The 12570-nt window shown below is 70.5% G+C and carries 11 protein-coding genes; 7 read left to right on the top strand and 4 right to left on the bottom strand.

Annotated elements, in window-relative coordinates; genetic code table 11:
* Positions 1-130: 130 nt before the first annotated feature.
* Both ACFXAZ_RS18280 and ACFXAZ_RS18285 read right to left on the bottom strand, forming a co-directional pair.
* The gene (locus ACFXAZ_RS18280) at positions 131-970 is read right to left on the bottom strand and encodes an SDR family NAD(P)-dependent oxidoreductase (protein WP_384591676.1); all 840 of its coding nucleotides are present in this window, start codon (positions 968-970) and stop codon (positions 131-133) included.
* Positions 971-1112: 142 nt separating this feature from the next.
* Positions 1113-2021: a helix-turn-helix domain-containing protein gene (locus tag ACFXAZ_RS18285; protein WP_384591679.1), complete on the bottom strand. Its 909-nt coding sequence runs from the start codon at positions 2019-2021 to the stop codon at positions 1113-1115.
* 193 nt (positions 2022-2214) lie between these two features.
* On the opposite strand from ACFXAZ_RS18285, the gene ACFXAZ_RS18290 reads away from it, so the two are divergent.
* Positions 2215-3078, top strand: a complete 864-nt coding sequence (locus ACFXAZ_RS18290) for a helix-turn-helix transcriptional regulator (protein ID WP_384591682.1) — start codon at positions 2215-2217, stop codon at positions 3076-3078.
* A gap of 151 nt (positions 3079-3229) precedes the next feature.
* Here the strand turns inward: ACFXAZ_RS18290 and ACFXAZ_RS18295 are convergent, their stop codons facing one another.
* Positions 3230-5149, bottom strand: a complete 1920-nt coding sequence (locus ACFXAZ_RS18295; RefSeq protein WP_384591685.1) for a glycerophosphodiester phosphodiesterase family protein — start codon at positions 5147-5149, stop codon at positions 3230-3232.
* 201 nt (positions 5150-5350) lie between these two features.
* Here ACFXAZ_RS18295 and ACFXAZ_RS18300 point away from each other — a divergent pair, with 201 nt between their 5' ends.
* Together ACFXAZ_RS18300 and ACFXAZ_RS18305 are read left to right on the top strand one after the other, a co-directional pair.
* Positions 5351-6019, top strand: a complete 669-nt coding sequence (locus ACFXAZ_RS18300; RefSeq protein WP_384591688.1) for an NUDIX domain-containing protein — start codon at positions 5351-5353, stop codon at positions 6017-6019.
* A 102-nt stretch (positions 6020-6121) separates the two neighbouring features.
* The gene (locus tag ACFXAZ_RS18305) at positions 6122-7126 is read left to right on the top strand and encodes an aldo/keto reductase (protein WP_384591691.1); all 1005 of its coding nucleotides are present in this window, start codon (positions 6122-6124) and stop codon (positions 7124-7126) included.
* 58 nt (positions 7127-7184) lie between these two features.
* Here the strand turns inward: ACFXAZ_RS18305 and ACFXAZ_RS18310 are convergent, their stop codons facing one another.
* A complete protein-coding gene (locus ACFXAZ_RS18310) occupies positions 7185-7958 on the bottom strand; it encodes a GntR family transcriptional regulator (protein ID WP_384591694.1) in 774 nt (257 codons plus the stop codon).
* A gap of 316 nt (positions 7959-8274) precedes the next feature.
* On the opposite strand from ACFXAZ_RS18310, the gene ACFXAZ_RS18315 reads away from it, so the two are divergent.
* The 4 genes from ACFXAZ_RS18315 (at position 8275) to ACFXAZ_RS18330 (ending at position 12567) form a co-directional block, all read left to right on the top strand.
* Positions 8275-9291 (top strand): sugar ABC transporter substrate-binding protein, encoded by a 1017-nt coding sequence (locus tag ACFXAZ_RS18315; protein ID WP_384591697.1) that lies wholly within the window; start codon positions 8275-8277, stop codon positions 9289-9291.
* Positions 9291-10367 (top strand): ABC transporter permease, encoded by a 1077-nt coding sequence (locus ACFXAZ_RS18320; RefSeq protein WP_384591700.1) that lies wholly within the window; start codon positions 9291-9293, stop codon positions 10365-10367. Before ACFXAZ_RS18315 ends, ACFXAZ_RS18320 begins: the two co-directional genes overlap by 1 nt.
* 164 nt (positions 10368-10531) lie before the next feature.
* Positions 10532-11422 carry an ATP-binding cassette domain-containing protein gene (locus ACFXAZ_RS18325; RefSeq protein WP_384591808.1) on the top strand — a complete coding sequence of 297 codons (891 nt, stop codon included), beginning with the start codon at positions 10532-10534 and terminating at the stop codon, positions 11420-11422.
* Between the two features lie 242 nt (positions 11423-11664).
* A complete protein-coding gene (locus ACFXAZ_RS18330) occupies positions 11665-12567 on the top strand; it encodes a sugar phosphate isomerase/epimerase family protein (protein ID WP_384591703.1) in 903 nt (300 codons plus the stop codon).
* Positions 12568-12570: the final 3 nt, after the last annotated feature.

Raw genomic sequence — 12570 nt, forward strand, 5'->3', positions numbered from 1 at the left:
GGGGGATTCGTTTGTCCGTCGCTCGTCTCAGACGTGCTGTCGCCGAGAGCGTCGTGGCGACCCGCGCCCGGCGCCCCCCCCCCGGCGGGAAGTCAGGCGAGATGTACGGGCGGGGTGTACCGGCGGGAGGTCAGGCGGCGTCCTCGTGACCCGTGGCCGCGGACTTCTCGCGCCACGGGGCGACGTCGTCCCGCACCTGCTGGTACTTGACGTCCAGCCGGTCCAGGGTGTCCTGCCCGAGGTAGAGGTGGGTCGGCAGCTTCTCCGTGGAGGCGACCTCCACGATCAGGGCGGCGCCCTTGACGGGGTCGCCGAGCTGGGCGTGGTTGGCCCGGCCGATCCAGTCCAGTGTCACGTGCGCGGGGGTGCCGTCGTAGTCGGCGATACGGGTCGCGGCCACCGACAGCGAGCTGGAGTCGAGGAAGTCGGTGCGGAAGACGCCCGGTTCGACCACCATCGACTGGATCCCGAACGGGGCCATCTCGACGGACAGCGCCTCGCTGATCCCGGCGACGGCGAACTTCGACGCGCAGTACAGGCTGACGCCGGGCTCACCCTCGAAGCCGGAGCGCGAACCGATGTGCACCAGCCGGCCCGAGCCCTGCTCGCGCATGACCGGCAGTACGGCACGCGTGACATTGATCAGGCCGAAGACATTGAGGTCGAACAGCGACCGGGCCTCCGCGTCGGTGATCTCCTCCAGCGCGCCGAGCAGACCGCGGCCGGCGTTGTTCACCAGGACGTCGATCCCACCGAACCGCTCCACGGCGGCCTCGACCGCCCGCGGGATGCTGTCGTTGTCGGTGACGTCCAGGGCGACCGCGAAGACCTGGTCGGAATTCTTCAGATCGTCCGGGACCCGCTCCGGGTTCCGGACGGCGACCACGACCTCGTTTCCGCCCGCCAGAGCGGCTCGGGCGATCTCCGCCCCGATTCCACGGGAAGCGCCGGTGACAAACCATGTGGCCATGGGAAAACCTCTTTCGCCATTTCCCTTTTCGGGATTTCCTGTTGACGAATTCGAGTCTGCCCGCATGCTTTGTCGCTTTGAAGGCCGTGCTTTTCCTGGGAGTCGCACACCCAGGCAAGGGGAGTCGCGCGACCAGAGCCCTCTACGCGCCGCGCCGGGGCCGCTGGTGCGGGACCTCGGGCGCGCCGAGGGAGCCCAGCAGGGCCAGTCCGTCGGCGGAGGCGGAGCCCGGCTCCGCCTGGAGGATGACGAGCTGCTGTCCCGGCGCGCTGCGGATGACGAGAGCCTCGTGCCGCAGCTCCAGCGCCCCTACCACGGAGTGGCGCACCTGCTGGACGTCGTACGACGGGACCCGGGCGTACGAGCGGGCCCACAGGGTACGGAACGCCTCGCTGCGCACCGCCAGCTCACCGACCAGCTCCAGGACCCGGGGATCGGCGGGTGCGCTCGCCGCGGTCCGCCACAGGTCGGCGACCGCCCGGCTCCGGGCCCGCTCCGGGTGCCGGTGGAAGGCCGTCGCCGCCGGGTCCAGGAAGAGCATGCGCAGTACGTTGTCCCGCTCCGCGAAGTCCCGGTACAGGGCGTCGGCCAGGGCGTTGGCGGCCAGCAGATCCTGGGCGTGCCCGAGGATGAGGGCCGGTGTCGCGGTCCAGCTCTCGATCATCCGCCGCAGGTGTGGCCGTACCCGCTCGACGCGGGCGGGCGCCTTCGTACGGCGGGCTGCCGGCCGGGCCAGCCGCAGCAACTCCGCCCGGTCCTCGTCGCCGAGGCGCAGCGCGCGGGCCAGGGACTCCGCGACGGGGCGCGAGGGGCTGACATCCCGGCCCTGCTCCAGCCGGCTGTAGTAGCTCAGACTGATCCCCGCGCGGGCGGCGACCTCGTCCCGGCGCAGGCCGGGCACCCGGCGTGGGCCGGCACCGGGCACTCCGGCCGCACCGGGCAATCCAGCCGTCTCGGGCAGCCCGGCCGCCTCGGGGGTGAGGCGCTCCCTGCGGGAGCGAAGGAACCCACCCAGCCCGCCCACCGGGCCGGGGCGCGCGTCGTCGTCCATATGGTCAAGGCTAGGCGGAACACACCCTGGGACGCTTCGCCGAAAGTGGGTGTATCGCACCCAGGAACACCGGTGGTACGCAGGAAAACACGACGTCCGGACAGGGTTCACCCCGCGTGACGAAAGGCCGACCCGGCGTCGATTTTCGGTGACCGGCACTCCCTCTCCGTGAAATGCCCTCTAGTCTTGCCGGATGAGCAATGCGACGCCTTTGGGTGACTTCCTCCGAGCCCGTCGAGAAGCCCTGAAGCCCCACGACGTCGGCCTGCCGGAGCATGGCCGACGCCGGGTACCGGGGCTGCGCAGGGAGGAAGTCGCCCTGCTCGCCGGAGTCAGCTCGGACTACTACATCCGCCTGGAACAGGGGCGTGAGAACAGCCCCTCCGCGCAGGTCCTCGACGCTGTCGCGCAGGCGCTCCAGCTGGGCCCGGAGGCCACCGACCACCTCAACCGCCTCTGCCTCACCCCGACCCAGCGCCCGCGCGACCGGGGCGAGACGACGGTCAGCCGGCAGTTGCTGCAACTGATGGACGGCTGGGCGCACACGCCTGCGTTCGTCCTCGGCCCGGCCCTCGACATCATGGCGGGCAACTCCCTCGCCACCGCCCTGCACAGCGGGTTCGACGGGTTCGACAACCTGGCCCGCATGGTGTTCGTCGACCCGGCCGGGCGCGAGTTCTACCAGGAATGGGAGCGCGCCGCGCACTCCTGTGTCGCAGAACTCCGCGCCGCCTACGGCCACGATCCCGGCTCGGCCCGGATCGCCGAGGTCGTCGCCGAACTGTCCGCCGGGAGCGAGGAGTTCGCCGGGATCTGGGAGATGCACGAGGTCAAGAGCAAGTCCCAGGAGGGCAAGCACCTCAGGCACCCCCAGGTCGGGGACCTGCACATCGCGTTCGCCGCCTTCACCGTCAACGGCGCCCCGCATCAGCAACTGGTGGTCTACCAGGCCGAACCGGCCAGCCCGACGCAGGCCGCCTTCGAGCGGCTCCGGGCGATGGCGTCACCGCCGAAGCAGGCCCCGGCCGCCGCTGCCGACGTCACCGTCAAGGACTAGGACTAGGACCAGGGGCCGCCCGGCCGGACCCCGCAACAGGGACCAGGCCCCGGGAAGGGCCCCAGGGGCAGCGTGCCGCCACGGGTGCACGCCCCCCCCGTGACAGGGCCGCACCGGGTTTCCGTACGGCCCCGTCGCAGGAGTACGAACGTCAGCGGTCGTTCTGCTCGGCCTGGAGCTGCCGGGCGTCCGCGGCGATCAGCTTCGCGGCGTCCGCCGGGAGGCTGCCGTGCCGCCCGGCGAGGTCCGCCGTCTTGGCCAGCAGGCTGTACTTGCCCTGGGCCAGCTGGGACAGCAGGACGGAGACGGTGCTCTGCTTGCCCTTCGAGGTCAGGATCAGCTGGCCGAGACCGGCCTGGTCCGCCTTGACGGTGAAGGTGCTGGTGGCCGTCGCGGTGCCGGAGGCGCCGGTCGCCTTGACGGTGACGGTGTGCTTGCCGGCCGTCAGCTTCGTCAGGTCCAGCGCGTCACCCGCCTTGCGGGCCACACCGTCGACGGTGATCTCCGTCTTTTGGGCGTCCGCGTTGTCGGCGTCCACGGCGAGGACCGGACGCTGGGCGCGGTTCAGGACGGCACCGTCGGCCGGGGAGGTGACGGCGACGGCGGTGGCCGGGGTGACCTGCTGCGCCTTGGCCTGGTTCCAGCCGGTCAGTTCGGTCGGCCGGTTGGTGATGATGGCGTCGACGCCCCACGCGTCGTACTGCTGCCACTTCGCGGCGGAGTCGATCGTCCAGATCATGGTGGCCACACCGGCCTGGTGCAGCAGTCCGACGACCTCGGGACGGGCCTCCAGGGCGCCGCCGCTCGGGTTGTAGGACGTCAGGCCCAGGTCCTTGGCGACGGCGACCGGGTCGGCGTCCAGGGTGCCCACGAGCAGGCCCAGGGGCAGCTCCGGCGCCAGTTCACGCACCCAGCGCAGATGGTCCTTGCTGAAGCTCTGGACGAAGACCCGGCCCGTCATCTTCTCCGCGCGGACCACGTCGAGCATCTTGGCGACCTGCTCCTTGGTGTCCGCCCGCTTCACCTCCAGCAGCAGACTGCCGCCGCGGGTGCGCAGATCGGCGAGTTGCTCGGCGAGGGTGGGCACCTGCGCCCCGGCGAAGGTCGGTGCGAACCAGGAACCGGCGTCCAGCGCTTCGAGCTGCGCCGCGGTCAGGGTGGTGATGTCGCCGGTGCCGTCGGTGGTGCGGTCGACGGTGTAGTCGTGCATCAGGTACGGCACGCCGTCCTTGCTGAGCTGCACGTCGTTCTCGATGAAGTCGGCGCCGCCGCGCCGGGCGACCTCCTGGGCCTGGAGGGTGTTCTCCGGGGCGGCCGAGGACGCGCCGCGATGCGCGATGACGGTCATCGGGGCGCCCTCGGGACGCAGATAGCCGTTGGGGCCGAGCGCGGTGACCTTGACGTCGTCGAAGGAGACCTTGGCACCGTTGACGACGAAGGCGAGACCGCCGTCGGCGGAACGCTGGAGCTGGTTCGTGCGCATCAGCTGCTTGCCGTCGAGGAACCAGGTCGCCTGGTGACCGTGCACCTCGATACGGACCTTGACGTCCCGTCCGGTCGCGGCGGCCTGCGGGGCGGCGGCGGTGTTGGTGACGTTCCACGCGCCGGCCGGGTTCAGCTGGGCGAACTCCACACCGTTGGACGCGGTGCTGCCGCTGCGCAGGGTGGCGATCCACCAGGGGGTGGCGCCGGACGCGGGCACGTCCAGGCCCAGCGCGAACCAGCGGGTGGCCTCGTTGACGGACTCGAAGCGCGCGGTCGTCTCGAAGCGGTAGTTCTCCAGGTGCGCGCCGAAGGTCAGCTTCTTGGTGCCGGAGGCGGCGGTGCCGACCAGCCGGCCGTTCTGCACCTGCCACTCCCCGTCGACGGCCCGCCAGCCGGCCGGTATCGACCCGGAGCCGAAGTCCTCGGAGACGACCACATCGCCCGGCTCGACGGTGGAGTCGGCGCTCGCGGACGAGGCGAGGGGCAGCAGCAGAAGAGAGCCGACGACGGCCAGGGCGGTGGTGACTCTGGCCGGTCTGGGCCTGTATCGGAGGTTCCGGGAAATTTGGAGGATTTGGAAGATCATGACGGTGAAGCTAGAAGCCCTTTCCGTCCTGTGGGCATCCTGTGCGTGGCCGGTTGGGGAACGGCGGTCGGTGGAGTGAGACTTCACTCGCCGGGCCCCGGCCCCCATCATCCGGCCAAGGTGCTAGAAATCGGTCATGCAATCGGTCATGGAATCAGCCTCAGCCCGACCCGCCCCCCACACCCCCGCGGCCGGTGCCCGATGACCGCCGGCGCCGACACCCCCGACCGCCGCGGCCGTACCGGACTGCACCGCACCGGCCTCGGCCTCACCGGCAACCCGCGCGTCAGGGTGCGGGACGTGGAACTGCTGTCCAGCCACTGGTACGTGGAGCGGGCCACCACCTTCGACCTCCAGCACGCCGACGGCACCTGGCACACCCAGCAGCGCGAGACCCACGACCGGGGCAACGGGGCGACGATGCTCCTGTACTGCACCGAGCGGCGGACCGTACTGCTCACCCGGCAGTTCCGCTTCCCGGTGTATGTCAACGGACACCCCGACGGCATGCTGATCGAGACCCCCGGCGGACTGCTCGACGACGAGGACGAGCACCCGGAACTGGCCGTGCGCCGCGAGGTGGTGGAGGAGACCGGGCACACCATCGGCGCCGTCCGTCATGTCTTCGACGTCTATATGAGCCCGGGATCGGTCACCGAGCGGGTCAGCTTCTACGCCGCCGAGTACGCCGCCTCGACCCGTACCCACGAGGGCGGCGGGCTGGACGAGGAGGGCGAGGACATCGAGATCCTCGAACTGCCCTTCCGGCAGGCCCTGGAGATGATCCGGGACGGCCGGATCGCCGACGCCAAGACCATCATGCTGCTCCAGTGGGCGGCACTGGAGGGCCCTTTCGCGGACGCCGGATGACCTGCCTCGACTTTCGGATGACCTGCCTTGACTTGAAGAGCGCTCCAAGCGGCAGACTCCCTCTCAGGCCCGGACAACCGGGACCAACAGGGAAGGAACGCCATGAAATACCGTATGATCGGCGCGGACCCGGCCCACCGCCGTGAGGTGAGCGTGCTCGCGCTGGGAGCCATGCTCTTCGGGTCCCGCACCGACGAGCAGACCTCCTTCGCCATCCTCGACCGCTATGCCGAGGCCGGCGGCACCTTCATCGACACCTCCGACAACTACGCCTTCTGGGCGGACGGCGGACAGGGCGGCCAGAGCGAGGAACTCCTCGGACGCTGGCGGCGCAGCCGGGGCATCGGCGACGAGATCGTCATCGCCACCAAGCTGGGCGCCCGCCCGCTCGCCCCCGGCACCTCGTTCACCGACAACCCCGAGGGCCTGTCCGCCAGGGTGATCCGCGAGTCCGCCGAGCGCAGCCGGGAACGGCTCGGCGTCGAGAAGCTCGATCTGCTCTACGCCCACATCGAGGACCGGACCGTCCCGCTGGCCGAGACCGTCGAGGGGTTCGCCGCGCTGGTCGCCGAGGGCACGGTCGGGCTGCTCGGCGTCAGCAATCACGCCATCTGGCGGGTGGAGCGCGCCCGCGCCCTCGCGGCGGCGGCCGGACTGCCCGGCTACGAGGTGCTCCAGTACCAGCACAGCCTGCTGCGCCCGCGCAATGACGTCCCCACCGACATGTTCCCCGACGGCAGCCTGGGCCACGCGGGCGCGGAACTGACCACCTATCTCCGGGAGGAGCCGGGACTGACCCTAGTCGCCTACTCACCGCTGCTGGCCGGCGCCTACACCCGCGACGACAAGCCGCTGCGCCCGGAGTTCGACCACCCGGGCAACCCGGTCCGCCTCGCCGCCCTCAGGGACGTGGCCCGCGAGACCGGCGCCACCCCCAACCAGGTCGTCCTCGCCTGGCAGCTCACCTCCGACCTCCCCATCATCCCCCTCGCCGGCGCCTCCTCGGTGTCCCAGCTGAACGAGAACCTCGCGGCCGTGGACCTGGAACTGACGTCGGATCAGCGCGCCCGGCTGGACGGGGCACCCGTGCCGGTCCGGGGGCGGTGATGGTCCTGGCTGCCCAGGACTCCGGTCCCCGGCGGCGGACTGACCGGGCGGCGGGCGTTCAGCCGCGTACCAGGAGTTGGAAGTCGAAGGCGTATCTCGACGCGCGGTAGATGTGGGTGCCGTACTCGACGGGGCGGCCGGTGACGTCGTACGCCGTGCGGCGCATGGTCAGGAGGGCGGCGCCCGGGGGTTCGTCGAGGAGGGTGGCCTCCTCGGGGGTGGCGGAGCGGGCGCCGACCGTCTGGTGGGCGCTGTGCAGGGTGATGCCGGCGGAGCGCAGGGCGCGGTAGAGGCCGGTGGTCTCCAGGCGGGGGGTGTCGGGGGTGAGGGCGTCCACGGGGAGGTAGTTGGTGAGGAAGGCGACCGGGAGGTCATGGGTGAGGCGGAGGCGTTCGAGGAGGGTGACCTCGGTGTGCTCGGGGACGCCGAGGGCGGTGGCGACCTCGGCGGGGGCCGGGACCGGCTCGTTGCGCAGGACGCGGGTGGCGGGCTGCTGGCCGGCCGACTCCAGGTCGTCGTAGAGGCTGCTCAGTTCGAGGGGGCGTCTGACCTGGCGGTGCAGGACCTGGGTGCCGACCCCTCTGCGGCGGACCAGCAGGCCCTTGTCGACCAGGGACTGGATGGCCTGGCGGACCGTGGGGCGGGACAGACCGAGGCGGTGGGAGAGGTCCACCTCGTTGCCCAGCAGGTTGCCCGGGGGCAGTGCCCCGCGTTCGATGGCGGCCTCCAGTTGCTGGGCGAGCTGGTGGTACAGGGGTACGGGGCTCGCGCGGTCCAGCGTGAAGTCCAGGGAAGCGAGGGCGGAGACGGGCGGGGCTCCGGTCGTCGCCACGGGGGCGCCTCCTCATCCTCGGCGGGGCACTCGGCGTTCTGATCAGGTCTACGGGCCGGTCCGATCAGGTCTACGGGTCGGTCCGATCAGAGATACGGACTGGTCCGATCAGAGATACGGGTCGGTTCGATCAGGGATACGGGCCGGTCGCCGCTGCTGTCAAGGCTTTGTACTTACATTCTGACAGTGTTCTGCACTGATGTCTTAACAAAGTATTGACAGTCGGCTCGGGAGGGGATTTGATCCCGGGCACTGGGTTCTCCCGTTCGCCGGAACCCTCGCCCTTTTCCCGGTCGCACAGTGAGGTGCAGGAAAGATGGATCGTTCCGCTCGTTCCCGCAGCATCACCCCCGCCCTGGCCGTCGCCGCTGCTGCGGCCCTGGCCCTCGCGGGCTGCTCCAGCAGCTCCGGCGGCAAGAAGGCCGAGGAGTCGGCGGCGGAGGGCGCCGCCGCGGGCAAGGCCACCACCCCCCGGATGACCGTCGCCCTGGTGACCCACCAGGCGCCCGGCGACACCTTCTGGGACATCGTCCGCAAGGGCGCCCAGGCCGCCGCCGACAAGGACAACGTCGAACTGGTCTACTCCGCCGACCCCAATGCCGGAAACCAGGCCAACCTGGTGCAGAACGCCATCGACCAGAAGGTCGACGGGATCGCCGTCACCCTCGCCAAACCGGACGCCCTCAAGGGCGTGCTCGCCAAGGCGAAGGAGGCGGGCATACCCGTCGTCGGCCTCAACTCCGGCCTCAGCGACTGGAAGCGGCTCGGCCTGCTGGAGTTCTTCGGGCAGGACGAGACCGTCGCGGGCGAGGCGCTCGGCAAGCGGCTGAACGAGGACGGCGCCGAGCGGGTCGTCTGTGTCATCCAGGAACAGGGCAACATCGGCCTCACCCAGCGCTGCGACGGAGTGAAGACGGCGTTCTCCGGCACCACCGAGATCCTCAACGTCAACGGCACCGACATGCCGTCCGTGATGTCCACCATCACCGCCAAGCTCCAGGAGGACTCCGCGATCGACCACGTCGTCACGCTCGGCGCGCCCTTCGCGCTGACCGCCGTACAGGCCGTCGACGAGTCCGGCAGCGCGGCCAAGATCGCCACCTTCGACCTCAACAAACAGCTCACCGGGTCCATCGAGCAGGGCGACATCGAGTTCGCCGTCGACCAGCAGCCCTACCTCCAGGGCTATCTCTCGGTCGACGGGCTGTGGCTCTACGAGAACAACGGCAACTACAGCGGCGGCGGCGAGCAGCCGGTGCTCACCGGACCCGCCTTCGTGGACCGGACCAACGTCGAGAGCGTCGCCGCGTTCGCCGAGAAGGGCACCCGGTGATGAGCGCCTCCCCGCAGGCCGCGCCGGCGCTGAGCACACCACCGCTCCCCGGCCCCCGGCCGGGCGACGGACGCACCCGGCGGCGCCCGCTCGCGCTGCGGCTGCTCGCCCGGCCCGAGATCGGGGTGTTCCTCGGGGCCGCCGCCGTGCTCGTCTTCTTCCTGATCGCCGCGCCCGCCGTCCGCCAGGGCGCCTCGATGGCCACCGTCCTCTACCAGGCGTCCACCATCGGCATCATGGCGCTGCCCGTCGCGCTGCTGATGATCGGCGGCGAGTTCGATCTGTCGGCCGGTGTCGCCGTGGTCACCTCCGCGCTGACCGCGAGCATGCTCAGCTATCAGCTGACCCTCAATGTCTGGACGGGCGTGATCGTCGCGCTCGTGGTGTCGCTCGCCGTCGGCGCGTTCAACGGCTGGATGCTGGTGAGAACCGGACTGCCCAGCTTCCTGATCACCCTCGGCACCTTCCTGATCCTGCAAGGTGTCAATCTCGCCGTGACCAAACTGGTCACCGGCAATGTCGCCACCGACGACATCAGCACCATGGACGGCTTCGACCAGGCCAGGGCCCTGTTCGCCTCCTCCTTCGACATCGGGGGCGTCGAGGTGAAGATCACCGTGGTGTGGTGGCTGGCCTTCGCGGCGCTGGCGACCTGGGTGCTGCTGCGCACCAAGTACGGCAACTGGATCTTCGCCGTCGGCGGGAACAAGGAATCGGCGCGGGCCGTCGGCGTCCCCGTCACCTTCACCAAGATCACCCTGTTCATGCTGGTCGGCTTCGGCGCCTGGTTCATCGGCATGCACAATCTGTTCTCCTTCAACACCGTCCAGTCCGGCGAGGGCGTCGGCCAGGAGCTGATCTACATCGCCGCGGCCGTCATCGGCGGCTGCCTGCTGACCGGCGGCCACGGCTCCGCCATCGGCCCGGTCTTCGGCGCCTTCATGTTCGGCATGGTGAACCAGGGCATCGTGTATGCCGGGTGGAACCCCGATTGGTTCAAGGCGTTCCTCGGTGTGATGCTGCTCGGGGCCGTGCTCATCAATCTGTGGGTCAGCCGTACGGCGACCCGGAGGTGAGGCGTGAGATGCGGCGCGAGGTGACGCCCGGGGTGCCGGGTGAGCTGCCGCCCGGGGTGGCGAGTGAGCTGCCGCCCGGGGTGACAGGTGAGACGCCACCCGGGGTGACGCCCGAGAGGCCGCAGGAGTCGATGCGAGAGACGACGGAAGAGGTGACGGAAGACATGACCGGCGACACCACCGGCACCCACGGGGCCGTCCTCCCCGACCCCCCGACCGCCCAGGACCGCCCGATCGTGGAACTGCGCGGGGCCGGCAAGTCCTACGGCAACATCCGCGCCCTGCACGGCGTCGATCTCGCCGTCCACCCCGGCCGGGTGACCTGCGTCCTCGGCGACAACGGGGCCGGCAAGTCCACCCTGATCAAAATCGTCTCCGGGCTGCACCAGCACACCGAGGGCGAGTTCCTGGTGGACGGTGAGCCCGTCCGCTTCGCCAGCCCCCGCGAGGCCCTGGACCGTGGCATCGCCACCGTCTACCAGGACCTGGCGACCGTGCCGCTGATGCCGGTGTGGCGCAACTTCTTCCTCGGCTCCGAGCTGACCCGGGGCCCCTGGCCGGTCCGCCGCCTCGACATCGCCCGGATGAAGCGGACCGCCGACGACGAACTGCGCAACATGGGCATCGTCCTCGACGATCTGGAACAGCCGATCGGCACCCTCTCCGGCGGCCAGCGCCAGTGCGTCGCCATCGCCCGCGCGGTCCACTTCGGCGCCCGCGTCCTCATCCTCGACGAGCCGACCGCCGCGCTCGGCGTCAAGCAGTCCGGCGTGGTCCTCAAGTACATCGCCGCGGCCCGCGACCGGGGCCTCGGCGTCATCTTCATCACCCACAATCCCCACCACGCCTATCTGGTCGGCGACCACTTCAGCGTGCTGCGCCTGGGCACCCTGGAACTCTCCGCCGACCGCAGCGAGGTCACTCTGGAAGAGCTGACCAACCACATGGCGGGCGGCGCCGAACTCGCCGCGCTCAAGCATGAGTTGTCGCAGGTCAGGGGGGTCGATGTGGCGGAGCTGCCAGATGCCCCCGACAGACCGGACGAACACAGCTGACCCTCCTGCGACCCTCGCCCCCTCTACCGCACCCGACGCCCCTGCGGCCCCTGACCCTTCTACAGCACCCGCCCCTCCCTGCGGCCCCTGACCCTTCTACCGCACCCGACCCCACCGTGACCCCCGCCCCCTCTACAACCTCCGAACCACCCCCACCACCCGCACCACCTGCACCCCCCGCACCACCTGCACCCCCCGCACCACCTGCACCCCCCCGCACCACCCGAAAGGAAGTCCTGACCATGCCCGCTGCCCTCGACCGGATCCGGGTCGGCTCGGCCCCCGACTCCTGGGGCGTCTGGTTCCCCGACGACCCGCGACAGGTCCCCTGGCGGCGTTTCCTGGACGAGGTCGCCGCGTCCGGCTACGAGTGGATCGAGCTGGGCCCCTACGGCTATCTGCCGACCGACCCGGCCGAACTCACCGAGGAAACGGTTCAGCGGAATCTGAAGGTCTCCGCCGGTACGGTCTTCACCGGCCTGCACCGCGGCCCCGCCGTCTGGGAGTCCACCTGGGAGCATGTCGGCCAGGTCGCCGAACTCACCCGGGCCATGGGCGCCCGGCACCTCGTGGTCATCCCGTCCTTCTGGCGCGACGACAAGACCGCCGAGATCCTGGAGCCGCCGGAGCTGACGGCCGAGCAGTGGGGCCACCTCACCCTGGGCATGGAACGGCTCGGACGCCAGGTGAAGGAGACGTACGGCCTGGACATCGTCGTCCACCCGCACGCCGACACGCATATCGACACCGAGGCCCATGTCGAGCGCTTCCTGGACTCCACCGACTCCGACCTGGTCAACCTGTGCCTGGACACCGGGCACTACGCCTACTGCGGCGGCGACAGCGTCAAGCTGATCGAGACGTACGGCGAGCGGATCGGCTACCTCCATCTCAAGCAGGTGGACCCGGCGATCCTCGCGGACGTCGTGGCCCACGAGGTCCCGTTCGGGCCGGCCGTCGCCCGTGGCGTGATGTGCGAACCGCCGTCCGGGGTGCCGGAACTGGAGCCGGTGCTGGCCGCCGCCCAGCGGCTCGGCGTCGACCTGTTCGCGATCGTGGAGCAGGACATGTACCCCTGCGAGCCGGACACCCCGATGCCGATCGCGGTCCGGACCAGGAAGTTCCTGCGGTCCTGCGGGGCGTGAGCG

It is taken from the genome of Streptomyces sp. NPDC059477 (assembly GCF_042749375.1).
In the GTDB taxonomy this organism is placed as follows: Bacteria; Actinomycetota; Actinomycetes; order Streptomycetales; family Streptomycetaceae; genus Streptomyces.

Excerpts from the sequence above, each read along its gene's own strand:
- ACFXAZ_RS18290 (WP_384591682.1), top strand. The coding sequence starts at position 2,215 with ATGAGCAATGCGACGCCTTTGGGTGACTTCCTCCGAGCCCGTCGAGAA.
- ACFXAZ_RS18295 (WP_384591685.1), bottom strand. The coding sequence starts at position 5,149 with ATGATCTTCCAAATCCTCCAAATTTCCCGGAACCTCCGATACAGGCCC.
- ACFXAZ_RS18320 (WP_384591700.1), top strand. The coding sequence starts at position 9,291 with ATGAGCGCCTCCCCGCAGGCCGCGCCGGCGCTGAGCACACCACCGCTC.
- ACFXAZ_RS18325 (WP_384591808.1), top strand. The coding sequence starts at position 10,532 with ATGACCGGCGACACCACCGGCACCCACGGGGCCGTCCTCCCCGACCCC.
- ACFXAZ_RS18300 (WP_384591688.1), top strand. The coding sequence starts at position 5,351 with ATGACCGCCGGCGCCGACACCCCCGACCGCCGCGGCCGTACCGGACTG.
- ACFXAZ_RS18280 (WP_384591676.1), bottom strand. The coding sequence starts at position 970 with ATGGCCACATGGTTTGTCACCGGCGCTTCCCGTGGAATCGGGGCGGAG.
- ACFXAZ_RS18315 (WP_384591697.1), top strand. The coding sequence starts at position 8,275 with ATGGATCGTTCCGCTCGTTCCCGCAGCATCACCCCCGCCCTGGCCGTC.
- ACFXAZ_RS18330 (WP_384591703.1), top strand. The coding sequence starts at position 11,665 with ATGCCCGCTGCCCTCGACCGGATCCGGGTCGGCTCGGCCCCCGACTCC.
- ACFXAZ_RS18285 (WP_384591679.1), bottom strand. The coding sequence starts at position 2,021 with ATGGACGACGACGCGCGCCCCGGCCCGGTGGGCGGGCTGGGTGGGTTC.
- ACFXAZ_RS18305 (WP_384591691.1), top strand. The coding sequence starts at position 6,122 with ATGAAATACCGTATGATCGGCGCGGACCCGGCCCACCGCCGTGAGGTG.